The sequence below is a fragment of the Pseudoalteromonas sp. NFXS53 genome (assembly GCF_056629255.1).
This window is the reverse complement of sequence record NZ_JBWVBR010000008.1, coordinates 1-26,736: the sequence shown is the minus strand read 5'-3', so window position 1 is coordinate 26,736 and position 26,736 is coordinate 1. Positions and strand designations below refer to the sequence as shown.

20 protein-coding genes are annotated in these 26,736 nt (G+C 41.7%); 12 read left to right on the top strand and 8 right to left on the bottom strand.

Translation table 11 applies throughout. The annotated features are described in order from the left end of the window. Nucleotides 1-221: 221 nt before the first annotated feature. The 5 genes from AC1HJP_RS10165 to AC1HJP_RS10145 all read left to right on the top strand — a co-directional run bounded on the left by AC1HJP_RS10165 (nt 222) and on the right by AC1HJP_RS10145 (nt 7,685). The gene (locus AC1HJP_RS10165; protein ID WP_480361708.1) at nt 222-794 is read left to right on the top strand and encodes a hypothetical protein; all 573 of its coding nucleotides are present in this window, start codon (nt 222-224) and stop codon (nt 792-794) included. Nucleotides 795-931: 137 nt separating this feature from the next. After that, entirely contained in the window at nt 932-2,107 is a 1,176-nt protein-coding gene (locus tag AC1HJP_RS10160; protein WP_480361707.1) for an efflux RND transporter periplasmic adaptor subunit, read from the top strand. A gap of 8 nt (nt 2,108-2,115) precedes the next feature. Beyond that, nucleotides 2,116-5,244 (top strand): efflux RND transporter permease subunit, encoded by a 3,129-nt coding sequence (locus AC1HJP_RS10155; protein WP_480361706.1) that lies wholly within the window; start codon nt 2,116-2,118, stop codon nt 5,242-5,244. Nucleotide 5,245: 1 nt separating this feature from the next. Further along, nucleotides 5,246-6,664, top strand: coding sequence for a TolC family protein (locus AC1HJP_RS10150; protein WP_480361705.1), 1,419 nt, complete (start codon nt 5,246-5,248; stop codon nt 6,662-6,664). A gap of 13 nt (nt 6,665-6,677) precedes the next feature. Continuing rightward, complete coding sequence (locus AC1HJP_RS10145; RefSeq protein WP_480361704.1) at nt 6,678-7,685, top strand: zinc-binding dehydrogenase; 1,008 nt, start codon at nt 6,678-6,680, stop codon at nt 7,683-7,685. Nucleotides 7,686-7,690: 5 nt separating this feature from the next. On the opposite strand, the gene AC1HJP_RS10140 is transcribed toward AC1HJP_RS10145, so the two are convergent. Next, nucleotides 7,691-8,557 carry a LysR family transcriptional regulator gene (locus AC1HJP_RS10140; RefSeq protein WP_480361703.1) on the bottom strand — a complete coding sequence of 289 codons (867 nt, stop codon included), beginning with the start codon at nt 8,555-8,557 and terminating at the stop codon, nt 7,691-7,693. 106 nt (nt 8,558-8,663) lie between these two features. Between AC1HJP_RS10140 and AC1HJP_RS10135 the strand changes: the two genes are divergently transcribed. After that, nucleotides 8,664-9,641 (top strand): aldo/keto reductase, encoded by a 978-nt coding sequence (locus tag AC1HJP_RS10135; RefSeq protein WP_480361702.1) that lies wholly within the window; start codon nt 8,664-8,666, stop codon nt 9,639-9,641. 80 nt (nt 9,642-9,721) lie between these two features. Here AC1HJP_RS10135 and AC1HJP_RS10130 read toward each other — a convergent pair whose 3' ends face one another. The 5 genes from AC1HJP_RS10130 to betI all read right to left on the bottom strand — a co-directional run bounded on the left by AC1HJP_RS10130 (nt 9,722) and on the right by betI (nt 15,493). Further along, nucleotides 9,722-10,420: a TorF family putative porin gene (locus AC1HJP_RS10130; RefSeq protein WP_480361701.1), complete on the bottom strand. Its 699-nt coding sequence runs from the start codon at nt 10,418-10,420 to the stop codon at nt 9,722-9,724. Nucleotides 10,421-10,422: 2 nt separating this feature from the next. Next, nucleotides 10,423-11,640, bottom strand: a complete 1,218-nt coding sequence (locus AC1HJP_RS10125) for a BCCT family transporter (RefSeq protein ID WP_480361700.1) — start codon at nt 11,638-11,640, stop codon at nt 10,423-10,425. A gap of 137 nt (nt 11,641-11,777) precedes the next feature. Continuing rightward, on the bottom strand, nt 11,778-13,427 hold the full coding sequence (gene betA / locus AC1HJP_RS10120; RefSeq protein WP_480361699.1) for a choline dehydrogenase: 1,650 nt from the start codon (nt 13,425-13,427) through the stop codon (nt 11,778-11,780). 9 nt (nt 13,428-13,436) lie between these two features. Beyond that, nucleotides 13,437-14,900, bottom strand: a complete 1,464-nt coding sequence (gene betB / locus AC1HJP_RS10115) for a betaine-aldehyde dehydrogenase (protein WP_480361698.1) — start codon at nt 14,898-14,900, stop codon at nt 13,437-13,439. 2 nt (nt 14,901-14,902) lie between these two features. Next, on the bottom strand, nt 14,903-15,493 hold the full coding sequence (betI, locus tag AC1HJP_RS10110; protein ID WP_480361697.1) for a transcriptional regulator BetI: 591 nt from the start codon (nt 15,491-15,493) through the stop codon (nt 14,903-14,905). A gap of 585 nt (nt 15,494-16,078) precedes the next feature. Here betI and ablB point away from each other — a divergent pair. After that, nucleotides 16,079-16,933: a putative beta-lysine N-acetyltransferase gene (gene ablB, locus AC1HJP_RS10105; protein WP_480361696.1), complete on the top strand. Its 855-nt coding sequence runs from the start codon at nt 16,079-16,081 to the stop codon at nt 16,931-16,933. A gap of 92 nt (nt 16,934-17,025) precedes the next feature. Here the strand turns inward: ablB and AC1HJP_RS10100 are convergent, their stop codons facing one another. Next, nucleotides 17,026-17,523 carry a MarR family winged helix-turn-helix transcriptional regulator gene (locus tag AC1HJP_RS10100; protein WP_349285918.1) on the bottom strand — a complete coding sequence of 166 codons (498 nt, stop codon included), beginning with the start codon at nt 17,521-17,523 and terminating at the stop codon, nt 17,026-17,028. Nucleotides 17,524-17,904: 381 nt separating this feature from the next. On the opposite strand from AC1HJP_RS10100, the gene AC1HJP_RS10095 reads away from it, so the two are divergent. The 4 genes from AC1HJP_RS10095 to AC1HJP_RS10080 all read left to right on the top strand — a co-directional run bounded on the left by AC1HJP_RS10095 (nt 17,905) and on the right by AC1HJP_RS10080 (nt 24,869). Next, nucleotides 17,905-18,714, top strand: a complete 810-nt coding sequence (locus AC1HJP_RS10095; RefSeq protein WP_480361695.1) for a hypothetical protein — start codon at nt 17,905-17,907, stop codon at nt 18,712-18,714. Then, nucleotides 18,711-20,573, top strand: coding sequence for a tetratricopeptide repeat-containing diguanylate cyclase (locus tag AC1HJP_RS10090; RefSeq protein WP_480361694.1), 1,863 nt, complete (start codon nt 18,711-18,713; stop codon nt 20,571-20,573). The genes AC1HJP_RS10095 and AC1HJP_RS10090 overlap by 4 nt, the downstream gene beginning before the upstream one ends. Before the next feature lie 29 nt (nt 20,574-20,602). After that, the gene (gene hrpB / locus AC1HJP_RS10085) at nt 20,603-23,023 is read left to right on the top strand and encodes an ATP-dependent helicase HrpB (RefSeq protein ID WP_480361849.1); all 2,421 of its coding nucleotides are present in this window, start codon (nt 20,603-20,605) and stop codon (nt 23,021-23,023) included. A 238-nt stretch (nt 23,024-23,261) separates the two neighbouring features. Beyond that, the gene (locus AC1HJP_RS10080) at nt 23,262-24,869 is read left to right on the top strand and encodes a hypothetical protein (protein WP_480361693.1); all 1,608 of its coding nucleotides are present in this window, start codon (nt 23,262-23,264) and stop codon (nt 24,867-24,869) included. Nucleotides 24,870-24,896: 27 nt separating this feature from the next. On the opposite strand, the gene AC1HJP_RS10075 is transcribed toward AC1HJP_RS10080, so the two are convergent. After that, nucleotides 24,897-25,877, bottom strand: coding sequence for an ion channel (locus AC1HJP_RS10075; RefSeq protein WP_480361692.1), 981 nt, complete (start codon nt 25,875-25,877; stop codon nt 24,897-24,899). A gap of 84 nt (nt 25,878-25,961) precedes the next feature. Between AC1HJP_RS10075 and AC1HJP_RS10070 the strand changes: the two genes are divergently transcribed. Further along, the gene (locus AC1HJP_RS10070; RefSeq protein WP_480361691.1) at nt 25,962-26,633 is read left to right on the top strand and encodes a M48 family metallopeptidase; all 672 of its coding nucleotides are present in this window, start codon (nt 25,962-25,964) and stop codon (nt 26,631-26,633) included. Nucleotides 26,634-26,736 lie beyond the last annotated feature (103 nt).

Below are 26,736 nucleotides of genomic sequence, written 5' to 3'. Positions count from 1 at the left end.
ATATTTGAGCGAAAATTGAATATATGGAAAATCATATATTCAAATGTGTTTTCCAGCAAGATTTTGCAGTTAAATACAGTGAGTTTATGTCTGCATGGAATGAAATGGGCTTAACAAACTCAAAAGCAAACAGTTCCAATAGCGGTTAATTGATAAATAAGCAGATGAAAATAAATGACATCTCAACTATTGTATATTGAATTCGTTTTTTGAGGCGATATATGGAACCAGACTATACGCATTACTCTTACAGGGAGTTACTTGACGCTTTAGAATGCATTGATAAAGAAGCGTACCCAGAGCGAGTCAAAGCATTGGAGTTAAGACTTGACACTTGGCCTGAAGAAACGGTTCTTTCAGCAAAGCGGCCAAATAACAATTTGATAGGGAGCGTTGCTATATTCATTTCTATGGCATATTGCACATGGATACTGTTCACGGAAGGATTAGTTAAAGCTAAACTTTTTTTTGCGCCCTTTACCTTGGTAGCAACACCTTTTATTTATTTGCTGCAAAAGCGAAAGTATCAGCGACACAAAGACGATTATTTACGGCTTGATAAACAAGGTATCAGACTAACGCTTGCTGAAACTGACCAATTTTTACTTTGGTCAAATGTTCGCAGTGTAATTTGTTCTGTGAATAAGTCTCATCAGGCTTATTTCTTTGAAGCAGATAACAGTCAACATTCATGCTCTTTTGAAGCTCGCGAATTCGAGATAGATGAAGACGCAGTCTTTGACTTTATTTCTCAGCAAGCAAAAAAGCATAACTTTGTCATGAAATCCGATTAATGCAGGTGTCTCATGGCTTATTAAGACGCGAATAAAACATTGGTGCCAATATGGCACTAATGTTTTTAAGAATTGCGTGTTTTTCTGCACAGATATTCTCCGTACGATCACATTAATCACTTTTATCGGAGAATGTCATGAACAAACTTAGCTATACACTTAGTGCAGTCGCTTTAGCCTTAGTGCTGAGTGGCTGTGGTCAATCGAATGCACAACAAGGCCAACAACCGCCGCCAATAACCATTGATGTGGCTAACGTTCAATTAGAAGAAGTACAGTCTTGGCATACGTTCACGACTCGTTTGGAAGCCCCTGAACGTGTTGTTTTAAAACCACGCGTATCTGGTCAGCTCAAAAGCATGACATTCAAAGAAGGTGAGCGAGTAGAAAAAGGTCAATTACTTTTTAGCATTGACCCTCGTCCATTTGCAACTCAGGTTGAAAGCTTGAAAGCACAACTTGTAAGTGCTGAAGCTGCGTTAAGCCAAGCGCAAGGCGAAGCAGAGCGCGCACAGCGTTTGGTTGCTAAAAATGCCATGTCGACAGAGCAAGCAGATCAACGTGATGTGACTTTACGCCGCGCCATTGCTAATAAAAACGCTATTGCTGCACAGCTTGAAAAAGCGCAATTAGACCTAGAGTTTAGCCAAGTAACTGCGCCTATCAGCGGCGTTATTTCTCGTGCAGATGTTACTCAAGGTAACTATGTGAGTGCGGGTGATACAGCCCTCACAACCATTGTTTCTGATGACCTGGTTTATGCGTATTTTGACGTAGACGAACGCACTTGGAGCAAACAGTTCGCTGGCATGAATGCAGATACTGGCGTGATGGTGCAGTTACAACGTATCAATAGCCAACAGCCAATTGCAGGTAAAGTCGACTTTATTGATAACGAAATCAACCCAACAACTGGTACGTTGCGTGTTCGCGCAGTGTTTGACGCGCAAGCGCATAACTTAAAGCCGGGTGCCTTTGCTCGAATTTCAATGGCTGCACAAACGCCAAAAACCTTGGCAATTGTACCGGAGCGCGCAATTGGCACCGATCTTAAAAATCGCTTTGTTTTGACCGTCGATGAAAATAACACCTTGCAATATCGCTTGGTCGAACTCGGTGAGCGCTACGGTGCGTATCGTGCCATCAAAAGCGGTTTAGTCCGTGGCGACCGCATTGCAGTAAATGGCCCAGCGCGCGTTGGTCCGGGTATGCCAATTACACCGAATAAGGTGGCATTTAATTTTGAGAATACTCAGTTTGTTCTTAAGTCTACAAATACCTCAAGTGATTTATTAGTTAGCGCAGCGAAGTAGAGAGTATTATGAACTTTTCACACTTTTTTATCTCAAGGCCCATATTCGCGGCCATGCTCTCTTTGATCTTCGTGATCACCGGAGCAATTTCATTGTTTCAGCTACCAGTAAGTGAGTATCCAGAAGTGGTACCACCCACGGTTGTGGTAAACGCAACGTATCCGGGTGCTAACCCGAAAGTTATTTCACAAACGGTTGCAACGCCACTTGAGCAAGAGCTAAACGGCTTAGAGAACATGCTTTATCACTCGTCTCAAGCTACCAGTGATGGCCGTTTAACCTTAACGGTGACATTTGCACTGGGGACGGATCTTGACCAAGCGCAAGTACAAGTGCAAAACCGAGTTAATAACGCCTTGCCGCGTTTACCACAAGAAGTACAGCGCTTAGGTGTAACGGCACAAAAGTCGTCACCAAACTTGGCGATGGTGGTGCACTTGGTTTCACCTGATGGCGCACAAGATACCGCTTATATGGCGAACTATGCTGACATTTATATCAAAGATGAGCTTAAGCGTTTACCAGGTGTGGGTGACTTACAGCTATTCGGCGGTTCAAAATATTCAATGCGTGTGTGGTTAAACCCAGATGCATTAGCAGCACGTAACCTCACAGCGACAGATGTAATGGGCGCTTTGCGTACGCAAAACCAACAAGTGGCAGCAGGCTCTTTAGGTGCACAACCTTCGCCTGAAGAAAACCAATTTCAAATTCTGTTAAACGTAAAAGGGCGTTTAGAAAGCATCGAAGAATTTGAGCAAGTGATCATCAAAGTGGGTGAAAACGGTCAGCTTACGCGTCTTAAAGACATCGCAAAAATTGAACTGGGTCAAGAGAACTACGCACTGCGTGCCATGCTAGATAATCAACCAGCACTTGCTATGCCTGTGTTCCAGCGTCCTGGCTCAAATGCAATTCAGCTATCGGATGATGTGCGTGAAACTATGGCGCGTTTGCAGCAAGATTTCCCTGCAGGTATGACGTATGAAATTGCTTATGACCCAACGGTTTTCGTACGTGGCTCAATTGATGCCGTGATTGCAACCCTAGCAGAAGCGATCCTGCTGGTTGTTGTGGTCGTGGTGTTGTTCTTACAAACTTGGCGCGCCTCTATTATTCCTTTAATTGCTGTGCCAGTTTCACTGATTGGTACTTTTGCCATCATGCAATTACTAGGTGTGTCTATTAATACCTTGTCGCTGTTTGGTCTCGTGTTGGCAATCGGTATTGTTGTGGATGATGCCATTGTTGTGGTTGAAAATGTTGAGCGTAATATTGCCGATGGTCATAGCCCATTTGAAGCAACTAAAATCGCTATGAGCGAAGTAACTGGCCCAATTATTGCGATTGCGTTTGTACTGTGTGCGGTATTCATCCCTACGGCGTTTATTACCGGTCTTTCAGGACAATTTTATAAGCAGTTTGCATTAACCATTACTATCTCAACACTTATTTCTGCGTTTAACTCATTAACTTTATCACCTGCATTATCGGCAATTTTATTAAAGCCACATGATGCACCACAAGATAAGCTGACAAAACTACTAAACGCGTTATTCGGTACTTGGTTATTCAAACCATTCAATCGCTTATTTGATAAAGGCGCACAAGGCTACGAAAAAGTCGTGAAAAAGCTGATCCGTATGAGTGTGGTTGTCGGTGTGGTTTATCTTGCCTTAGTTGGCTCAACAATTGGCTTATTCAACTCTGTTCCGGGTGGCTTTATTCCTCAGCAAGACAAGCAATATTTAGTTGCAGTGGCACAACTACCAGATGCGGCAAGCCTTGATAGAACTGAAGAAGTAATTAAGCAAATGCAAGAGATTGCGCTTGAAGTACCGGGCGTTGCGCATACTGTTGCTTTCCCTGGTTTATCGGTAAATGGCTTCACCAATAGTACCAATAGCGGCATTGTGTTCACGCCACTGGATGATTTTAGCGAACGTAATGACCCTAGCTTGTCTGCCTTTGCCATAGCAATGCAATTAAACCAACGTTTTGCTGCAATTGATGAAGCGTTTGTGGCTGTATTCCCACCACCGCCAATTCTGGGTTTAGGCACAACGGGTGGCTTTAAGCTTCAAATTGAAGACAGAAGTAACCAAGGGTTTGAAGCACTGTTTGCTGCACTGCAAGCAACCATTGGCGCTGCACAAAAAGATCCAGCACTCATGGGCTTATATTCAAGCTTTAGAATTCAAGTACCGCAAATGGACATTAACATTGACCGTGAGCAATCGCTAATTCAAGGCATTCCGTTAGACGAAGTATTCAACGCACTGCAAGTCTATTTAGGTTCTGCATACGTGAATGACTTCAATATGTTTGGCCGTACTTATCAAGTAAAAGCGCAAGCTGAAGCGAAGTTTAGGTCGAAGAAAGAGCAGATCAACAACTTAAAAGTGCGCAATGCTGCTGGTCTCATGGTTCCTCTAGGTTCAGTAGTGACTGTAGAAGAAACCACAGGTCCAGATCGTGTGATGCACTATAACGGTTATGTTACCGCTGAATTGAACGGCAGCCCTGCACCGGGTTATAGCTCAGACCAAGCGCAACAAGCCATTGAAGCGGTACTGGCTAAAACATTGCCAGAAGGGATCACCTATGAGTGGACTGAGGTGACGTATCAACAGATCTTAGCGGGTAATACCATGGTGTATGTATTCCCACTGGTGGTTGTATTGGTCTTCATGGTATTGGCAGCGCAATATGAAAGCTTACGTTTACCACTGTCGATTATTTTAATTGTGCCAATGACGATTTTCTCAGCGCTGGCAGGTGTTTACATGCTCGGTGGCGATAATAATATCTTTACGCAAATTGCTTTGATTGTACTGGTTGCGCTGGCTTCTAAGAATGCAATCTTAATGGTCGAATTTGCCAGAGATAAGCACTTACAAGGTGCAACGCATCTAGAGGCGATTATTGAAGCGTGTCGTTTACGTCTTCGTCCAATACTGATGACATCAATTGCCTTCACCGCAGGCGTAGTCCCTCTGGTACTGGCGTCAGGCGCAGGGGCTGAGATGCGTCAAGCAATGGGTAATGCCGTATTCTTCGGCATGATTGGAGTAACGGTATTTGGCTTGTTATTCACGCCTGTATTCTATCGTCTAGTAACGGCTAAGGAGCAATAAAATGCGCGTATTTAAAATGACGTTATCGGGCATTGCTCTGGCTGTGTTGGCAGGATGTGCAAGTGCCCCAAATATTGACCAAGCACAGCAAACGTCGCAATCTTTCAGCAATGCGTTAAGCACACATGTGTTGTTATCTGAAGTGGCGAAACAAAGCGAACAAAACTGGTGGCAGCAACTGAACATCGCTGAGTTAGACCAACTTGTGGTTGATGTATTGGACAAAAACCAAAATTTAAAAGCTTCAATGGCGCGTTTGCGCGCCGCCCTTGCTGGATTATCAGTGCAGCAACGCGCAAACCTGCCGCAAGGTGGCTTAGCGGTATCTGGTAACCGCTCTAATTCGCCTAGTAGCACAAATCCAAATGCAGATGTTGTGAGTTCAGCAACCGCGGGTGGTAACGTAAATTGGCAACTGGACTTATCGGGTCGCATTGCAGCACTTACTTCAGCGGCAGAAGCGGTTGCAGTTGATAGCCAAGCGCAATATCAGCAGTTACTGACTGAGCTAGTTAGCACGTCTGTTCGTAGCTTTTTACAATGGCAGAATTTACAACAGCAACAGGCATTAACCCTTAACCAATTAAAAGCACTCGAAGACTCGATGGAGATCATTCAAGTGCGTATTGAAGAGGGCATAGCGACTGAGCTTGAGTTAAACAGAACACGTGTGCAGTACTTTGAGCTTAAGCAACGATTACCTCAAATTGGTGTTGAGCTTGCCCAAGTTGAGCAAATTCTAAGTGCACTAACCGATAAACGTGCCGATGAACTTAGTTTCACTGTGTTGAGTCAAACAGACTACGATGCGCTTAATTTAACAGTGAATGTGCAATCGGCAGATGACGCACTCATGCAGCGCGGTGATATTCGTTCAGCGATGGCCAAGGTACATCAACGAGGTTATTTGGCACAAAGTGCAGAGCGTGCGCTTTATCCTGATATTAGCCTATCGGCCTTTGCTGGCGTATTAAATATGCCGGGTATGAACTTCAATAATACCCAATCGAATTGGCAGGTTTCGCCAAGCATCAATTGGTCTTTATTCAGTTACCCGCAGTTATTAGCTCAACTTGACGCTCAAACTGCATTATCAGAAGCAAGCTATCACAGTTATAAGCAAACTTTGACCGATGTATTGTCGCAAACCGAATTGTCTTTGCGTGCGCTGCAACATGCTCAGCAGCAGTTTGCACTCTCTTCACAAACTGTAAAAGCCGCGCGTGCAGCCTATCAACAAGCTGAAGCGGGATATCAAGAAGGGCAATTAGCCTACCTTGATTTACTTGCAGCAAGACAAGATGTACTCAGTGCTGAGCGCAGCCAAGTGTTGATCCGCAACAAGTGGTTAAGTGCTTCTGTTGCAGCGTATAGCCAATTGAGCGGTGGCTGGTCATCACAATTAGTATCTAACCTTTAAAAGAGGAGGCCTCATGTACAAGGATAACAACAAAATGAATGCATTGGAGTTACGCCAACATGGGGCTGACTTCGATTTAAAAATGACCCAGCTCGATTTACCTATTCCTAGAGGCAATGAGCTATTGATAAAAGTAGAGTATGTCGCGTTAAACCACTTGGATGCCAGTTTTGCTGTAAAAGGTTTTAGCCAGTGGCAATATCCGCATATTTTGGGCTCAGATGCTGTGGGTACGGTTGTTGAAGCCCCAAAAGGGGTATTTCCGGCCAAAGGCGCACGGGTTTTATTTCATGCGAACCTTGCAGAGCAAGGCATGCTAAAGCAATTTACTGTTATGCCAAATCATGCGGTTTCTGAGTTACCAGAGCAAATCGAAAGCGAATTAGCTGTTGCATTGCCAAACTCGGGTATGGCGGCATTGCTTGCACTTGAAAAAATTAAGTTGCAAGAAGGGGACACACTCGCAATAAACAGCGCACAAGGTGCAGTGGCTCATTTTGCGATTCAGTATGCAAAAAAACAAGGAGCACAAGTATTTGCGTTTGCTCAAAAGCCACACCATAGACGTTTGAAAAAACTGGGTGCTGACTTTGTATTTGATTGTAGTAAAAAAGACGATGCAATCTGTGCACAAATAAAACATGAAATTGGGCCTGATGGCTTTGATTGTGTGATTAACACAATTGGCAAAGAAAGTGTTGTTCAAGATATTCAAAAACTGAGATTCTGTGGACGTATAGCTTGTTTAAATGGGTTTTCTGCGATCCCCGAAGAGTTACTATTCGAAAAAGCGCCTAATATTGGCGTGGTGTCGATTGCAGGAGCTTGGTTGGCAAATAGTTTATGCGCGCAGCAGCATTTATGTTTTATGGGCGAGACGCTTTTAAAAGACATTGAGAGTGGTGCGATACAAGCACCAGAAATAGAGTTGATTGAGTTTAACGTCGAAAGCGTTAAAGACACGTTACAATGCCTTTTGAATCAAACCTGCATCAAGCGACCGGTTGTTAAGCTTACTTAAAAAGCTTATTGAAAATAAGCTTTCACAAAATCGATAAATACTCTCAGTTTGTAAGGCGGGTAAATGAGCTGAGGGTAGAGCATATAAAGCCCGCCACTGTTTTTTATTTTCTCTTGTTGTAACACTTCAACGAGCTGACCTGAATCTAGTTCATCTTTAACGAAATAATTCGCGATCCTGAAAAGCCCACCGCCTTGTTGAGCTGAGCGCTTTAACATGTGATTGTCGTTACTAGATAGCCAACCATTGATGTTTACTTGCTGGGAAGCAAAAGGCCAGATGGTTTGCTCAGTCACTGTCAGGCAATGGTGGTTTTCTAAATCAACAAGCGAGTCTATTGGGCCACTTGATTTCAGATATCTCGGTGAGGCAACAATGACATGCTCATAGTCGAACAGTTTATTGGCAACCATGTTATCTGGCGGTGATGAGGTGGCACGAAAAGCCAAATCAAAATCTTGTTGGTTTAAATTAAACGTTCGGTAACTTGAGTTAATCATAAACTCAATATTCGGGTGCTGTTGTTTAAACTTATGGCAAATGTCGAAAAGAAAGGTGCTCGCAAACATTTTTGGCGCAGTGAGTCTTATAACCCCAGCAACTTGTTGCGAGTCAGTGGTTTTTTCTATATCAAACAACTGGGTTCTTATTCGCAATGCTTGTTCATAAACATGAACGCCTTGGGCGGTGAGTTTGACACTACGCGTTGTTCTTATAACTAAAGGCGTTTTTAAATGGGTTTCAAGCTGTTTTATTTTTTCAGAAAGATAACCTTTAGAGATCCCTAACTGCTCAGCGGCTTTTGTAAAGCTAAGTTGTTCTGCTAGTGTTAAAAATAGCATCAGCAACTCAACACGTTTATGTTCGTTCATAGATATTATTGTTTGCTATATAAAACAATGTTTTCTTAATTATACCCTTTTATTCATGGCACAGAACAATAAACTAAAGAGACTAAAAACAAATTAAGGTAACTTGATGACGAAACAGACTTTACCACTTCAAAAATATTACCCTCAATCTAGTCGCATTGCATACGGGTGCATGGGGTTAGGCGGTGAGTGGGATAATTCTTCGATTATGAATAAAGATATCTCACAAGCGCATTCTGTGATAGAAGCGGCTATGGCTTATGGTATTAATTTCTTCGACCATGCTGATATCTATCGAAATGGTAAAGCTGAGCAAGTTTTTGGTGAAGTGTTAAAGAAAAAGCCTGAACTGAGAGAAAACATGATACTGCAATCTAAATGCGGGATCCGTTTTAAAGAAGGGGTTTTACCTGGCCGGTATGACTTTTCTGAGAAGTGGATCAAACACTCAGTTGAAGGCAGTTTAAGACGTTTAAATACAGAGTACTTAGACATTTTAATGCTGCACAGACCAGACCCTTTAATGCAAGTTGAAGAGTTGGCTGAGACATTATTAGAATTAAAATCAGCAGGCAAGGTCAACCATTTTGCGGTTTCTAATATGAGTCATCATCAGATTTCATATATACAGAAACATCTAGAACTGCCGATAATCGCAAACCAAATCGAAATGAGTTTAGGGAAGCTGGATTGGCTCAATGACGGTGTCATGGTGGGCAGTGCGGGTAACCATCAGGTGGACTTTGTAAGTGGTACTTTAGAGTATTGCCAAAATGAGCGGATACAACTCCAAGCTTGGGGATGTTTAGCTAAAGGTCGGTTCTCAGAGCAAGGTTTGCAGTCAGAGTGTCATGTGACGAGACAAACTACTAAACTTATCTTTGAATTGGCAGAATCACACCATGCAACACCAGAAGCGATTTTACTGGCATTCCTATTAAAGCACCCGAGTAATATACAACCTGTTATTGGCACAACTAATTTAGATAGAATAAAAGGTGCGACCATGGCACTCGATTTTGAGCTGACCAGAGATGAATGGTATAGCCTCTTCGTTAGCGCGAGAGGACAAGCACTGCCTTAAAATGAAAGAAGAGAGATTAATAAGTGCTTTCGGGTGTTAAAAAGGGTGACATAATGTCACCCTTTTAGTTTGAAACTCTCTTATAAAGAGAATGTTCTTGCTACTGACAGCACGATACGTTCATCAGCTGTATCCCAATCTAGGTTGGTGTTTTCAGCTGCCACCTCAATATTAAAACCTTCGTAGCTTGTTTGATACGCTAAACGATAGTGATGGTAAGACTTATCAGTTGCTTGCCAACTATATTTATCACCATCTAAAGAGTTTGAGATATCAAAGCTGGCTCTTAAGTTGTGGTTTGGCGCAAGCTCAACGGTGTGTGCCACCATCGCAATCGTATGGCCCGCATCTGTTCCAAAATAATCCCAGCTATACCAGAAGTTAAACTCGGTATTACCTAGCTCATTGTTAAAACCGAACTTGGCGTATACTTCAGGGTAGTTACCGTCGCTAGAAGCGCTTTCACCATGATACGTGTAATACGCGATACCATAATCAATGCTCCATTGGCTGTTTAATTCAGCGTAGCGGCCTACATAGAAGTCCCACTCTAAGTTAGTGTCGGTACCAAAATCGACATTCGATGCCCAAGAGCCAGCATATACGCCATTATCGAATGCTTTATCAAGACTCGCTTGAATAGCAGGTCCGTTATCAGTTTGGCTAACACCATTGAAAGTATAATCAGATGCGCCAGTAACGGTTGTACTCCAATCTGCCATTGCCAAATTTGAGCATAGCGCGAGAGAAATAAGAGATGTTTTAATCATTGTTGTCATAATTAGCTTACTGTTTCTATTTTTGTATAGTCGATTTCATTTTCTTTTGGTGAACCTTCAATATTGGCTACGGCTTTGTATTTTTGCACCAAGATGTAACCAAAACAGGCGAAGAAAATGCCGATCACAATGGCGCCAACCCATTGGATCTGTAAAAAGTTTAGTTTGAATAGCAGGGTCAGCAGAGACAGCGCGGCGATGTTAAGCGCGATGTATTTTGCTTTACCAAGTTTTTGAACTGTGATCCCCAAATTATCTGTATATAAACGGACAAGCGAATCGAGAGAGTTGATCACAAATACAATACCAACAAACACCATGGCAAAATTCACTAGGCCATCTGTTGCAATGCCAGCTTCATGGTAGTGATAAAGCACTGCAAACCAAGCCGCAATTGGAATTGATGGGAATATCAACATCGCAGCGAGTACTTGATAGGTCTTTAGTCCACCCACGAAACGTGAAGTAAATTGACCGATCATGATGCTCCAAGCAAACCACCAGAATAAGTAAAACTCATGGTAATCATTAATTGGTAATACAAACTGATGCATGTTGGCAAAATAGTCGCCGATCAAAGCAAAGTTATTGAAGTAACCCGAAATCGCACTGTCACCAAATACGAAAGCATTGGCCCACATTAACCCAATTAAACCAATGAATACCCAAGTAGTAGTAATACTTAAAAAGCGCACATATTTAATGTCTGTGCTTGAGTAAACGGCAAATGCGATGGCTGCAAATACAATGAGATAGAAAGTCGGAATGATCGACTCACCATCACCCATGCTCGGTAAGTACCATGGCAGGTTTGAAAGTAATAGGTATGCGGTAAACGCACAGGTGCCTATGATCACAACATTATTAAGTAGTTTAACGATTGGGATCTCGAAGAACTTTACTTTAGGTTCAATTACACAGAAATAAAAGCAGGTAAGGAAGTAGAATCCCCAGATCAAAAAGCCCCAAAAACCAAACTCGATAGCAAGTGGGTTTGTGAAGCCATATTCTGGGCTTGCGTTTATGTCTGCATAACCTGCAAACTCAGTGAGAGGAAACATCACTAAGCCAACATCTAGGCCTGAAGTAAACAAGATAGCAATAAAGGTAAAGGTTTTGACCGGTGTAACACCGACCACTTCGACGTTGCCCCATTTGTAAATAATGAAAGCAATTGAAAGTAGGGTAAATAAAATGCCCGCACTAAGCCATAAGGTCATTGTCACCCTCCCAAAATAAGTAGAAATAACTCATATTTTCTCCCGTTATGATTGTTATATGTCGTTGCTCTCATTCAACCTAAACGGCACACCATGACAGCAAGGTGCAGCAATTAAGTGCACCTGTGTGATTCTTTTTATCTTTGCTTGTTACGCCAATCTTCATGTAAATGCACCTTGGCATTCATAGGTGCTAATGGCGCGTTACCTAAAATCATATCTGCGGCTTTTTCAGCGACCATGACAGTCGGTGCATTCAAATTGCCATTTGGAATAGTTGGAAAAATGGAAGAGTCCACCACTCGCAGGCCCTGAATACCGTGAACTTGAGTTTGTGAGTTCACAACGGCCATCTCATCTTCGCCCATCTTGCATGAACAAGAAGGGTGGTAGGCACTCTCAACGGCTTGTCGAACAAACTCATCAATCTGTTCATCAGTTTGAATATGTTCACCAGGTTGAATTTCGCCATCACGATACTCATCAAAGGCAGGTTGAGAGATGATCTCTCGCGTAAGGCGAACGCACGCTCTAAAGCCTTCAATGTCATCTTGGTGTTGCAAGTAATTAAATTGAATTTTTGGTGGTACCAGCGGGTCACTTGACTGAATTGTCACACTACCACGACTCTTAGGTTTGTTATGCCCAACGTGCACTTGGAAACCATGACCATCAAATGCAGACTTACCATCGTAACGGATCGCCGCTGGCAAAAAGTGATATTGAATATCAGGCCACTCAATACCGGCTTTTGAGCGTATAAAAGCACAAGATTCAAAGTGGTTTGTAATGCCAAGCCCTGACTTATTCAATACCCATTCAGTGCCGATCAAGCCCTTTGAAATCAAGCCAAGTTTACCGTTTAAAGTAATTGGCTTTTTACACTTGTATTGAAAGTAAAACTCAAGGTGATCTTGTAAGTTTTTACCGACTCCCGGCAACTCATGCTTAACTTCGATACCCGCATTTTCTAAGGCTTTGCGTTCACCGATACCAGATAATTGCAGAATATGAGGAGAGCCTATTGGGCCCGCGCTTAATATGACTTCTTTACTCGCATCCGCTTGGAATACTTTGTCATTAATACGATATTCAACGCCTGTGGCTTTTTTATTGAGCAAACACACCTTGCTGACAAGGGCACCTGTGACCACAGTTAAATTGCTGCGATGTTTAATTGGGTCTAAATACTCGCGAGAGGTTGAACTACGCACGCCGTCTTTTACCGTCATGTGCATAGGGCCAAAGCCTTCTTGCTGCTCACCGTTGTAGTCATTTGTCACTGGGTATCCGGCTTGAGCGCCCGCCTCTATAAAGGTGCTATAAAGCGGGTTTTTCATTTCATTACCGTTGTTGACGCCCAGTTCACCGGTGCCACCACGATAGGTATTCTCACCTTGATACCAGCTCTCAGCTTTTTTGAAATAGGGCAAGCAGGCTTGGTAATCCCAGCCTTGTGCGCCGTGCGCTTGCCACTCATCAAAGTCTTTGGCGTGACCTCTCACGTACACCATGCCATTAATTGAGGACGACCCACCTAACACTTTACCGCGTGGGCAGTGCATTTTTCGGTTGTCTAAATAAGGTTCTGCCTCAGTATGAAATTGCCATGCATACTTATCAGTATTCATCGGAATAGACAGCGCCGTCGGCATTTTGATAAAAATACTCTTATCAGAGCCACCGGTTTCTAGTAATAGCACCTTGTTTTTTGCATCCGCTGAAAGGCGATTTGCCAGCACACAGCCCGCAGAGCCTGCACCGACGATGATGTAATCGTACTGCATGTTAGTCTCCTAAAATGTGCTTTCGATTTGACTCATACCCACATAAACCGACTTGGTTTGTGTGTAGCTATTTAAAGTCTCGATGCCATTTTCGCGACCAATACCTGATTGTTTGTAACCGCCAACTGGCATTTCGGCAGGGGAGTTGCCATAGCTATTTATCCAACAAATACCGGCCTTAAGCTGGTGGATAACACGGTGTGCACGTTGAATATTTTGACTAAATACACCGGCGCCTAACCCTAGCTCTGTGTTGTTAGCGCGGTTGATCACATCAGCTTCATCTTCGAAAACTAACACGCTCATAACTGGACCAAAGATTTCTTCTTTGACAATGGTCATGTCGTCAGTACAGTCTGTGAAAATAGTCGGTGCAACGAAGTAACCGTTCGGGGCTGACTCAGGCGATAAGGCATGACCACCTGTTAATAAAGTGGCACCTTCGGCTTTGCCTTTTTCGATGTAATTCAGCACCAAATCTTGGTGCTTTTTAGAAATAAGCGCGCCCAGATTTACATTAGGATCAAGGGGATCTCCTGCGATAATATTTGCTTCAGTGCGCGCTTTAAGCTGGTCAACAAATTGCGTATAAACCGATTTGTGTACATACACACGAGTACAGTTAGTACAGATCTCGCCCTGGGTGTAAAAATTACCCAACATGGCCGCACTTACAGCTTCTGTGATATCGGCGTCATCAAATACGATTAAAGGTGATTTGCCGCCAAGTTCCATGGTCACATCTTTTAAGTTCGATGCTGCGCTCTGCATGACTTTTTTACCTGTGCCAACTTCGCCAGTGAACGATACTTTTTCGATCTCTGGATGTGTTGTCAGCCATTGTCCGACTTCTGCAGCACCTTGCACGACGTTGAATACACCTGCAGGCATACCCGCTTCAATGAAGATTTCAGCCAATTTAATTGCACCAAGAGGTGTTTCTTCTGATGGCTTAAAGATCAAAACGTTACCAGCAGCAAGAGCGGGGCCTGATTTCCAACAAGCAATTTGTAGTGGGTAGTTCCATGCGCCGATACCTGCACAAATACCTAAAGGCTCTTTGCGAGTATAGAAAAAGTCGTTACCAACGGGTTGTTGTGTACCGACTTGTGTTGGTGCAAGACCTGCGAAGTATTCAATTACATCAGCGCCAGTTTGAATGTCGACACAATCCGCTTCTTGAATTGGTTTACCTGTGTCTAATACTTCAATTTTAGCTAGCTCGTCGTTACGCTCACGTAATAAATAAACGGCTTTGTTTAGAATTCTAGTTCTTTCGATAGGGGCCATTGCTGACCAAACTGCAAAACCTTCGCGAGCACTGGCAATGGCTTTTTCTTGAATTGACTCATCTGCAATTTCGACATGATACATAACTTCGTCAGTTGCAGGGTTTTTCACAGCAAACGTTTCTTTGCTTTGGTTCGGCACAAATTGGCCATGGATAAAATTTTGATAAACAGGTGTGGTCATTTTTAAGCTCCACAAGATGAAATGAGGGAAGACACATAATGTTTTGCAAGCTGCTCAGCTTGCTTAAATTCTTGCTCTGAGGCCTTACTTAAAACAGCCCTCAGCCATAAGCCATCGATCATACCCGCCGCTAATTTAGCTGCGCGTTTAGCATCGTGTTCTGGCATTAATGCTTTGAAAGAAAAAGCTAGGTTACTGTATAAGCGTTTTGCATTTACGGTTTGTAAACGGTGCAATTGCTCATCATGCATTGATTGCGCCCAAAAGCTTAACCAAGTTTTTGTGCTACTGGTTTGTTGTTGAATAACTGAAAAGTTAGCCTCAACAATAAACATTAACCGTTCTTCAGCAGAGCAAGGTTGCTGAGTTTTACTGATCAAACTGGTTTTCAAACTATTTAATAAAAAGCGAACTGTCGCCTCGATAAGACCTTGTTTGCCTCCAAAGTAATGGCTAATGATCCCTGAGGATAAGCCCGCTCTCTTACTAATGCTGTTTATGGTAGTGGCATGTAAGCCCACTTCTGCGACCGACTCTAACGTTGCTTCAATGAGTTGTTGGCGACGTATCGGTTCCATTCCTACTTTTGGCATAACTTTTTATTAATTGACCGTTCAATTAAAATAAATCCTATAGAGTTCTAAGTAATTTTTCAAGCTTGTATTGGTTTTTGCTCTTTGTGCTTATCAATTGATGTGTTTTAAATTGTTGTTTTTTATTGGTTTCTATTTTTTATGTTTGGTTTTAATTATTTTTGTTTGAGTAGTTAAATTTATAGTTAAAATGATTTGTTCCTGTGGCTTTTCACTGGTTTTCACATCGATTAAGTTGTTTTAAATCGAGGATAGGGGCATTTTTTATGGTGCTATTTTCAAATTTACTGGGTTTTTGTTGAAGATATAGGCTGTAACAGTGCTTATGTGGCTTGTGTTCTTGGTGATTTGTAATTTGATTCGAGTTCTAATAATTGTTAATATGCTTTGAATACAAAGTATTTGAAAGCCACTTTGTAGCGACACACCCTCCTAAGTTGAATTTATAAAGTATTGAATATTAACAAATAACCTTAATTGGATGTGCGGGTGTGTGTGCGTTTTAAAGTTTTAAATCAAATTATTTTCGACAATGGTTTGTATTTAGTAAGTGTTTTCTCGCATTAACCTATTTATGGAGAGATCATGTCAGCCGTAGCAAGTAGTTATTACGACTGTGATGAAATTGTTGAATTTAATCAAATCCGCCATGGTCAGTTAAATAGCAGAATTTATGTGACTGACTCGACGATAAAAACCCCAAATACTTTCCATGACGCATTAGTTCAAGTCGCTTTGGCTCAAGGTTATGGCAAGATAATCGCAAAAGTAAAAGACTCACAATTGGTATCGTTTTTGAAAAAAGGCTATAAGATTGAAGCGACTGTGCCAGGTTATTTCGGAAGCGAAGATGCGGTATTTATTTCTTACTTTTTAGATAAAAATCGTGAGCAAAGTGAATTCAGTCAACAATACGATGAAATCGTTGCCGAGGCCTTAAAAGCTAACCCTTGGCATCCGGGAAAGTTTAACGAGCCGGTTCAATTCAGAAGTTGTAATCTCACCGATATTCGTGCTTTGAGTAAATTATATGGGCATGTTTATACCAATTACTCATCTCCTGTGAGTAACGAAGAGTTCATTAAGACGAGTATGAATAATGGTGTGCAATACTACTGCGCTGATTATATGGGCGTTATTGTTGGTTGCTTGCGCGTAGAGTTAGATACAGACACCAGCAATGCGCGTATTTACGATCTTGGCGTGATGACGCAATTTCAGAATCAAGGCATAGCATCTGCGCTTTTAAACAAAGTTAAGCAGTTTTTACAACAGCAAGATATAAAATACGTTTATACCTTATGTTTGGCGACCTCTTTACCAGTCAACAAGATATTTTCGCAGCAAAAATATGAGTTTGGTGGACGGCTAACTAATAACAATCGAATTGAAGATGAATTTAAGTCTTTGAATCTCTGGTTTAAAAAGTTAGCTGAGTAATAATACCAATCCTCAAAGTAGATCACTTAATTAAGAGGATTGGTATAATCAGAAGGGTGGTAATACAAAATTACTGCCTTTGATTAAAAGGCTTATTCTGCTTCAGTTTGTTTTTGGCTGCTGAGGTGCATCGGATCAATTTCAAGCACAGGTGCAGCATCGATTTCTGTTGCATCCATCATAGAAGCAATACGTTGCATAGAGGAAAGTAATAAGGATTGTTCCCATTCTTCTAGCTGACAAAACTTTTGGATAAAGTGCTCTTGTAGAGGTTGTGGTGCATCAATTAATGCTGTCTTACCATCTTCAGATAAAAACAACCCAACGCGTCGTTTGTCTTCAGAGCTTCTAACTCGTTGGATCAAGCCGCGGTTTTCAAGTCTATCTAAAATGTTCGTTACCGTTGCTGCACTGAGGTTAATTTGTTTGGCAACCTGACTCGCCGTCACACCTTTAACTCGCGCAATTTCTTGCATAATAAGTAACTGTGGACCTGTTAGACCCGATGATTTGTTTAATTGCTTAGAATGCAAGTCAATCGCACGGATGACTTTTCTGATTGAGACGAGTAGCTCTTCGTATTTTTCCATGATTACAGCACTGATAGACTATTTTCGCCGATAATAGCATCTATCTCAAAAGGATTAAAACACTGATGAAGAATCAGTGATTTTAGTATTTAGTGTGTGTTGGAATGGTACTATCCAGGGCAAGTTTTGCGTTTATCAAAATCTTTTTTAGTGCCTTAAATCGTTCTTTTTGTAAATTTTTTGTTCTTTTAAGTCTAGTTAAGTTCATCCTTTTGCATTAAATTTGTTGCTATAAATACTCTCGCTCATATAATGTTCAGAAAAAGTGCATAGTAGTGCACTTTACTTTGTGGTGCGGTGTGTATGCGGTTTTGTGTTCTAACTTTTTTTCTTTTACTTCCTAGCTGGTGTTTTTCACAAACGCCCTTGGTGGTCGATATTATGCAAAGTGAAAACTTTACGCAGCGTTATCAAAGTTTTTTAAATGGTCGCTCCCCTTATGACGTCAAAGACTTTCATGCCACAACAAAAGGATCACATATAGAAATCATCGAAATGATCCTTTTGCAACAAGCGTTGAAACTTGGAGGCATTGATAGACCTATTGTGTTTAATCCCAAGCCTTCTATTAATATCTTAGAATATTCGGACTTAATTGCTGGAGACAGTCTGGTTCTGGCTCGCTCTGTATGGCATGAAGATATTCTCAATTATCGAGGGTCACTGTATGTGAGCACGCCCTTAGTCAAATTTGGAGAATACGAAGCGGGTTTATATGTTGCCAAGCGAAACGTGCATCTCCACAATTTAGCTAAAGCTCAGCTAGAAAACTTAACCGTGGTTGCAAACCCCAGATGGAAGGTAGATTGGCGTGCACTTCATAATACCGACTTAAACATTGTTAGTTTTATTGGCCCTTGGGAAACCATGTTGGAAATGGTAGAGACCAGTGTGGTTGATGCTATGCTGATCAATTTTAGTGTCAGTAGTAGTTTAGAACTAAATTTTGAAAATCGGCTATATGTACCGATCAATAATATTAAGGTATTTTTGCCAGATTCTAGACATTTTGTCGTAAGTAAACGTCACCCAGAAGGTCGCGCCGTATTTCAGGCGTTGAATAAAGGCCTCGGCATATTGAGAACAAATGGCACAATAGAAAAAGCGTTGAAACAGTCAGGTTTCATTAATGAGAAAGTCACGGATTGGCAAACGATTAACATCCAAATGCTCAATCCGGGATTGCAATGATTAAATATACTTCTCAGCTTATTGCGTTATTTCTTTTCTTCTTCTGTTTTGAATCTTCCAGTAAAACATCTGTGTCTAAATTTCAAACCAAAAGCTTTGCTGAGCTACCCGCAAAACTTGAGGTATATAAAAAAGCCGTATTGGCTACATACGATTTAAAGTTATTGCCAAATCTGAAGACGCTAGAGCAAGAAGCGGCTTCTGCAAACAACACTATAGTTCAAGCTGAAGCATTATTATTGGTGGCATTACTTAAACACCGTTACGGTGACTACAAAGAGAGCTTAGCGCTTAATCAACAGGCGCTAGATATCGCCATGGAGCTGGCCGATCCAGCTTTATTGATCAGTGTTTACCTTTCAATTGTTCATCTAGAGGTATCGTTAGAGCGCTATAAACAAGCATTAGAAAAAATGGATAAGATAGCTCTTCTGGAGAATCAGTTGCCAAAGGTCAGTATCTTGAGGGCTAAAATCTGTCTTTGGAAGGCGAGGATCTATTTTAGTCAAGGAAGTTATTTGCAAACATTGTATGTGCTAGATGATGCGCTAGACAAACCTAATATGAGCAAGTCGATTTACATTGAGTTGCTGATTGAAAAAGCCAAAGTAAAGTTAGAAATGGGTGAGCACATTGCCGCACAGGATTTGATTGATCAAATCAGTCTGTACAACTCCGACAGTCAATTTCATCATACCAAGTTAATGGTTAAAGTACTTCAAGCGAAGACATACCTACAAGCTGGTTTATTTGCTAAAGCGATTTTAACCGCACAAGATGGTCTACAAAGCACATTTCACACACGTTTTTTAGAAGAGCAAGCACAATTACAACATACTCTGGCTGCCAGTTTCGCTCAAATCCAAGATTACCAATGGGCGCATTTATATCTGAAGCGCTATGCATTCACGCAAAAGGCATTAGACCTGCAAAAAAGAAATAATAAGTTACTGCAGTTTGAGGCAAGGTTTGACTTTGATCAGCAAAGGCAGCAGTTGTCTTTACTCGAAAAAGATAATGCCCTAAAAGAGCAGCAGATAACGCAACAGATGCAAGCAATAGAAAACACCGCTTTATTACAACAGCGAGTGATATTACTTGTGGTGTTGTTTTTTACATTGCTATTTTTTATGTATTGGCGCTGGCAAAACAAACGTACGTTGAAAATGCTTGAGCAGCAAGTTGCTCAGCGTACCCAAGAGCTTGCAATTAGAAATAAACAGCTTCAAGTATTGAGTTATACAGACAGTCTGACTGGGGCCTATAATCGTCACTTCTTATTCACTCACATTGACGAATATTTACCCACTGAGATGATGACTGAGTCAACCATTATGTGTTTAATTGATATCGACTTCTTTAAGCGAGTCAATGATACCTATGGGCACAGCGCAGGTGATACAGTTCTAAAGTCTTTTGTAACAGTGCTAAAACAAACGATTAGGCAAAATGATGTCATTATTCGTTGGGGTGGTGAAGAGTTTTTACTATTAATGCCTAATATCTCGCGTGATGCAGCTGCAGAAATCCTAGAGCGGATAAGAGCCAATATAGAATCTTTTGAATTTAAAGATAATAACATTCGAATTCCGGTTACCGCTTCATTTGGCTTTACGCCATTTCCATTGCAAAGAAACTCGGCTTCACTTGACTGGGAGCAAACTATCGAGCTTGCTGATTTATGCTTATATTTGGCGAAAAACGGTGGCAGGAATGCATGGGTTGGGATCACAGAAGCAAAGCTTGATAAAGCTTTCGAGGCTGAAGATATTGTTAATAATGCTAAGCAACTAATAGAGCAAGGCAACCTAAAGGCAATCTCAAACCGTGAGGTGATCGTCAATACCATGATAAACTAAACAAAAAGTTTATCTTATTGAGCGAAACTGTGCTGCCGATTGAATCTGTTTTTTCACAACTGACCGACTCCTTATCTTCTCACCCGAGTGTATTACTACAAGCCCCTCCAGGTGCCGGTAAATCAACTTGGTTGCCTTTACAACTCTTGTTATCAGGGCAATTTAAGAAAATAGTGATGTTAGAGCCACGCAGATTAGCGGCTCGTAATATTGCTAATTTCTTAGCTCAAAAATTAGGTGAACAAGTCGGCGAGCAAATCGGATTAAGAATAAAGCAAGAAGCGAAAGTCAGTCACCGAACACGTTTGGAAATTGTCACTGAAGGTGTTTTGACACGGATGATCCAGCAAGACCCAGAATTAGATGGCATAGATCTACTTATCTTTGATGAGTTTCATGAGCGCTCATTACAAGCGGATACTGCGTTGGCTTTATCGTTAGAAAGCCAAAGCGCATTGAGAGATGACCTTAAAATTTTAGTCATGTCTGCGACATTAGACTCTGAGCGTTACCAGCAGTTTTTACAATGTCCTTTGATTCGCTCGGAGGGCCGAAGCTATCCTGTCGAAGAAATGTATGTGCCACTTCGCAACGAGCGAGAGTGGTTAGCAGCCATTCCAAATGTAATACATAAAGCGATTGAAGAGCAATCTGGCAGTATTTTGGTCTTTCTTCCAGGCCAAAAAGAGATTAATTTTGTGGCACAAAATTTAGGTGAATTGGGCGACAATATTGACGTTGTCAGCTTATTTGGCGAGCAAAATAAACAACAACAGCAAGCCGCTATTGCTCCAGCATCGCAAGGAAGAAGAAAAGTGGTATTGACCACCAATGTGGCCGAAACGTCTTTGACCATCGAAGGCGTTCGTGTAGTGATAGACAGTGGTAAAAAGCGCGCTGCGGTTTATAACTTGAACACCGGTGTGAGTGAGCTTCAAACACAGTCAATATCAAAAGCGTCGGCGGTGCAAAGGGCGGGGCGTGCAGGGCGTATTGAGCCGGGAGTTGTTTATAGACTTGGTGAAAAAGCCCAGTTCGACCGACGCATAGCCCACGATTTACCCCAGATAAAAACATCAGATATCAGTGCCTTAATGCTCGAAGCCAAAGTATGGGGAGCAGAAGTGTCAGCATTGCCATTACTTGATCAGCCTTCGTTAGCTCAACAAGAGCAAGCGACTCAATTACTGCAGATGTTAGAAGTCTTGGATGCCAACGGAAAGTTAACCCCATTAGGCGCTCAGATACATAGTTTTGGCACTGAACCAAGACACGCCCATATGTTATTAAAAGCCCAACAACTTGAAGTTGATATCCCTGATATTACTGCTTTAGCTTGTGCATTGGTTAGTTTATGGGAGCAAGGAAAACAACATAACCCTGATGTAGTGCTTGCACTGTCTACTATGCTAATTAAACCAACATCAAGCTTCAAGCAAGCGTATCAGCACTGGTGTAAAAGGCTTAAAATTACAAAACCTGCAGAGCTCCCTATATCTGCCGTGCCACTCCTTATTGCATTGGCTTACCCCGATCGTATTGCAAAACGCAGAGGGCAAGGCTTCTTAATGGCAAACGGTGCAGGTGTCAAAGTCAATGAGCAAGTTTGGCCGGTTGCTGAGTACTTAGCCATTGTATCCTTGGGAGGGGAAAAGGGCATGCAGGTGTTTAGTGCGACTCCCTTACATATTGAAGAGCTAAATGCCCATCTTCCATACTTGATAAGCCAACAAACAGTTTGCGAGTTTAATGAAAAACAGCAGAAGTTTATTCATGAAGACCGAGATCTACTTGGGCAGATAATCCTTTCGAGCAAACCAAGCAGAGCCGAAATTGACACACAGGCAAGAACGCAAGCATGGTTAAGTTTGATAGCTAAACAAGGTCTATCATTATTCAAATCATACGGTGAGTGTGAGCAGTTACTTACTCGCTTTGAGCTAGCATGCAAGTTTTACCCTGACACATTCAGTGATTTATCGGAGAATGCATTAATAGCAGACTTAACATGGTTATATCCATATTTAGAGCAAGTTAAGCAGTTCGACGCGTTAACTAAACTCGCGCTTAAAGATGCACTAATGAGTTGTTTAGAATGGCCTCAACAGCAAGTGTTAGAACAATTCCTGCCAATTAGATTACAAGTGCCTTCAGGGTCTAATATAAAGCTCACTTATCAACAAGAAGGACCTGCAAAACTCAGCGTTCGAATGCAAGAGGTGTTTGGCATGCTTGAAACGCCAAGACTGTGTGAAGGGCGACTTCCTTTGTTAATGGAGTTATTATCCCCGGCGCAACGTCCTTTGCAGCTCACGCAAGACTTAGCAAATTTCTGGGGTACAAGTTACAAAGACGTGCAAAAAGAAATGAAAGGGCGTTATCCAAAACATTTTTGGCCGGATGATCCAGCCAATAGTCCAGCAACAAATAGAGTAAAAAGTCGCATGTAGCGACTTTTTATCACTTAAAGTGCAGGTTAAAGAATCTCGCTTCGAATTGTAAGAAACAGTAAGTTATTGTCAGTTCTCTGTGCCTAATATATTGACTTGATGCTGCTAAGGCTAAGAGAAATAAATACAATCTAGATCATATTTACAATGAGTATGTCTACAATTTTTTAAAAGGGGTTTTGCAATTTTCTGAGGCTTTGCTAATCGTTTTATTAAAGCCAATCACGGAGTTTGTAGCATGAAACCTTACCTGCTCGCTGTTTTATCTGCTTTAGTATGTCTATCCGGCTGCGGTTCAAGTAGCTCTGAAGATAGTCAGAATATGACACCTGCCCCAGAGCCGACACAATCAACAAATGACGAAACTGAAGCGCCTAAAGTTGCTTTACGTTTCCCAACTAGTTTAATGGTGTCTTCACCTTTTGCTGACAGTGCACAGCAAAAACAGGCAAAAAACAGCCCAAAGTACGCGCCAAGTACACCTCTCTTTGGCCCAACTGTCCCCAGTTATTTTTCCGCAACGGAGCAAATAGGGCAGGTGTTAGCCGGGGAGCTTGCAATTTCAGATGCGTTTGATGTTGCCTCCTTCTATCAAGTTAGCATTAACTCAGATTGTTTCGGCCCCCAGTTAATGTATGAGGGGCATCCTGAAGCGAGTGGCTCAGGCAGTAGTTCTGGTACATTGCCCAGTGGTGATTTGGGTTTGTGGCTTGCAGAAGACAGCAGTGGGAACGCTTGTGCCGTATCGCAAGTAAATGCACTGCTTTCTGGTGTTGAATCACAAACACAAATGGCGTTAATGGTTATTGCGAGTTTTATCAGCGTTGCAGACAGCGAAGGTGAATCTTTGCCGGAAGAGGGCGCAACACTTGATCTCACTACTTATATGAATGCCCAAGGGATAACCAGCGTTAGCTTCGATTCAGCAAACATCTCTCTGGTTTCAGATACCTGGACATACAGTGCAGAAATGGACTATCAAGTGTCTGGCAATGACTATCGAATTACTATTTCAATGTCGCACACGCCTAGTTCAGAAGAAACCGAATATACCGGGTTATTACAATACACGGTTGAAGGGAAGCAAGGGGTGTCGGGTATAGAATGGCCAGGGTTTAATTGCAGTCAAAATGAACGTACGTTCGCAGCGTCTCTCGCGTATGAAAGAGAAGCTGATGAGATGAACTTGCAATTAAGAAATGCCACCTTATGCGGTCATAGTGCCACTGGAGTATTTAACAGTAATGGTTTAGTTGATGTTGATAATACGTATAGCGCTTCAAACAGCGATGGTTGGAGCGAAAATTTTGCAATTTTAGGTGCTGACTTCGATTTAACCTCTCTGGCTGGTAGTTACAGCTATGTTTGGCAAGCGGGTGTTAACGACTCTCACAGTCGGATATTTAATATAGGATTTAATGATACAACTTTAGACAATGGTGAAGCGCATTTTGGTTATGGTGAGCAAGTCACAGACACTGACGGTTGGATCCAAGGGTTTATATGTAATTGGGCGGGACCAGGTGCAAGCCATGCACTCGTTGCTAAAACACAAAGACAATTCTTCGAGTACGATGCAAGTTTAAGTGTGTATTTAGGCACTGATCATAGAGCCAATATTGAATATGCGCCGACAACAAGTTGTGACTATGATGGCTCAGGTAGTTTCATATTTGATATAGATTTAAGTGGTGCTTTAGGTGACATCACTGATGAAGATAGCAGTTCAATATTTACGAACGATTTGTGGAGCGCTTCAGATACTAGCCTGACAGTACCAGAAGCCTTGGCCGCAAGAGGGCTTACTGTTCCCAGTATTCCATTTAACTGGCCTAAAGATGAGTGATGCATATTGTATAAGAGAATGACGCGATTAACGCGTCATTCTCTTTACGAAGACCACGACGAATAATGCCAAGGAGAAACTACCTGTAAATGCTTCAACCGTAGCAATAAAACGAGAAAATCCGATGGGGGTTATGTCTCCGTAACCCAGAGTTGTAAATGTCACCACACTGAAATAAAAACTGTTCAGCAGTGCACTTATATTGTCAGAAAAGCTTTGTGAAAAGTTTATAGAAAGTACTTCACCCTGATAACTGATGCCAAACAAAAAGTACATTAGTGCGCAAAATACAATCATGGAAAGGCTGAAACGGATCACATTAGCGGGTTTTTCACCATAACCACAGAGCAGGTCAACAGCTGCACTCATAAAGCGTTTTTTTGAATGAGTTGGGTATTGATAATGACGCATACGCAGCTCTTTGTAGGTATAATTACCAGCCATTTCAAAAAGACCTTGTTGCTCAGCGCCTTTTCTAAGTGTGCGGTATGTCTCTTCAGATTGTAAGAAGAAATCAGCGGCATCTTCTGTTCTTTTCTCTTTGGCCGCTAAGCTTGCCTCATTTTCTTGCTGTAACTTACCACTTAAATCTATGTTATCGATCCGAGTATTGTTTAGCTTTATGCCCAATAGGTTGGAATTTGAAAGCTTACAGCAATGTAAATTGGCATCATGCAGATCTGCTTTCATTAAAGAGGCATTTTCAATTTTGTTGTTAAATAAGTGCGCACCTTTTAAATTTGCACGATAAAAATTGCTATATGATAAGTCGTAACCAGTATGGTCATTATGTTTGACAAGGTTTAAGCCCTCTAGGTTTGCTCTTTTCAACTCCAAACCTTGAAGAAGTCCACCACGCTTGGCATAACGCTCTAGTTTTTGCGATAATTCAAGCCCACTTTTATCGAACTTTGCGTCATGCCAAAAGCAAAGACCAGAACCCATATCAATTTCTTGGCAGCGATGACCATCAGGAGATTGATATTGGCAAGTAGGTTTATCTTTCATAAATTAACCCCTTTATAGTCTTATTACACTAAAGGTAGCAGTAATTTTATGGCTTTGAATGTGAAGTAAAAAAAATTCTTAAAAATGTTTGATTATCAATTAAAGCTTAGTAAACGAAGAAAGACGGTTGCAATTAAAGTCACACCAGAGCAAGTGGTCGTGACAGCCCCCCATAATGTGAGTGAGGTCGCTTTAGAAAATTGGCTAAAGAGTAAAAAAGACTGGGTGCACGCACAAAGACATAAACTAGAGCTTGCGCCTAATAAACAAAAACCGTTGCACACAAGTTCACTATTGGTTTTTGGTTCAGTTTACAAGATTGAATTTTCAGATATAAACAAGCCTGTAATAGATCATGAGAGCCGCTTTGTATATTTACCAGAAGTGCTGCGCCAAGAGAGGCTTGAGTTCAGGCGAGCGATAATTGAATTACTGACAGACTTACTCGCTAGTTATTTAGAGTTGTGCTTAGAGCGATTTTCTAAGCAAATGAATTGTCATGTTTCAGCTGTGAAAATCAGGGAATATAAAAGCCGCTGGGGGAGTTGTAGCAGTAAACAGGCGCTTACTTTTAACAGCCTTCTTGCAGGGGCACCAAAGCATATGATTGATTATGTCATTGTTCATGAGCTAGCACATTGTCATGTACTGGCACATAACAAATTATTTTGGGAACTTGTTGAAAACCACTATGAAGATTATAAGTCAGCAAGATTATGGTTTAACAAGAATGGTAAAGCTTTAATGATAGAATGAAAAAAGATGATTTAATAAGAAAGAGATGGTGGAGGGGGCTGGATTCGAACCAGCGAAGGCAGAGCCGTCAGATTTACAGTCTGATCCCTTTGGCCGCTCGGGA

Bases quoted from the DNA above. Each gene is read 5' to 3' on its own strand.
- AC1HJP_RS10165 (WP_480361708.1), top strand. From the start codon at position 222: ATGGAACCAGACTATACGCATTACTCTTACAGGGAGTTACTTGACGCT.
- AC1HJP_RS10160 (WP_480361707.1), top strand. From the start codon at position 932: ATGAACAAACTTAGCTATACACTTAGTGCAGTCGCTTTAGCCTTAGTG.
- AC1HJP_RS10155 (WP_480361706.1), top strand. From the start codon at position 2,116: ATGAACTTTTCACACTTTTTTATCTCAAGGCCCATATTCGCGGCCATG.
- AC1HJP_RS10150 (WP_480361705.1), top strand. From the start codon at position 5,246: ATGCGCGTATTTAAAATGACGTTATCGGGCATTGCTCTGGCTGTGTTG.
- AC1HJP_RS10145 (WP_480361704.1), top strand. From the start codon at position 6,678: ATGTACAAGGATAACAACAAAATGAATGCATTGGAGTTACGCCAACAT.
- AC1HJP_RS10140 (WP_480361703.1), bottom strand. From the start codon at position 8,557: ATGAACGAACATAAACGTGTTGAGTTGCTGATGCTATTTTTAACACTA.
- AC1HJP_RS10135 (WP_480361702.1), top strand. From the start codon at position 8,664: ATGACGAAACAGACTTTACCACTTCAAAAATATTACCCTCAATCTAGT.
- AC1HJP_RS10130 (WP_480361701.1), bottom strand. From the start codon at position 10,420: ATGACAACAATGATTAAAACATCTCTTATTTCTCTCGCGCTATGCTCA.
- AC1HJP_RS10125 (WP_480361700.1), bottom strand. From the start codon at position 11,640: ATGACCTTATGGCTTAGTGCGGGCATTTTATTTACCCTACTTTCAATT.
- betA (WP_480361699.1), bottom strand. From the start codon at position 13,427: ATGCAGTACGATTACATCATCGTCGGTGCAGGCTCTGCGGGCTGTGTG.
- betB (WP_480361698.1), bottom strand. From the start codon at position 14,900: ATGACCACACCTGTTTATCAAAATTTTATCCATGGCCAATTTGTGCCG.
- betI (WP_480361697.1), bottom strand. From the start codon at position 15,493: ATGCCAAAAGTAGGAATGGAACCGATACGTCGCCAACAACTCATTGAA.
- ablB (WP_480361696.1), top strand. From the start codon at position 16,079: ATGTCAGCCGTAGCAAGTAGTTATTACGACTGTGATGAAATTGTTGAA.
- AC1HJP_RS10100 (WP_349285918.1), bottom strand. From the start codon at position 17,523: ATGGAAAAATACGAAGAGCTACTCGTCTCAATCAGAAAAGTCATCCGT.
- AC1HJP_RS10095 (WP_480361695.1), top strand. From the start codon at position 17,905: ATGCAAAGTGAAAACTTTACGCAGCGTTATCAAAGTTTTTTAAATGGT.
- AC1HJP_RS10090 (WP_480361694.1), top strand. From the start codon at position 18,711: ATGATTAAATATACTTCTCAGCTTATTGCGTTATTTCTTTTCTTCTTC.
- AC1HJP_RS10080 (WP_480361693.1), top strand. From the start codon at position 23,262: ATGAAACCTTACCTGCTCGCTGTTTTATCTGCTTTAGTATGTCTATCC.
- AC1HJP_RS10075 (WP_480361692.1), bottom strand. From the start codon at position 25,877: ATGAAAGATAAACCTACTTGCCAATATCAATCTCCTGATGGTCATCGC.
- AC1HJP_RS10070 (WP_480361691.1), top strand. From the start codon at position 25,962: ATGTTTGATTATCAATTAAAGCTTAGTAAACGAAGAAAGACGGTTGCA.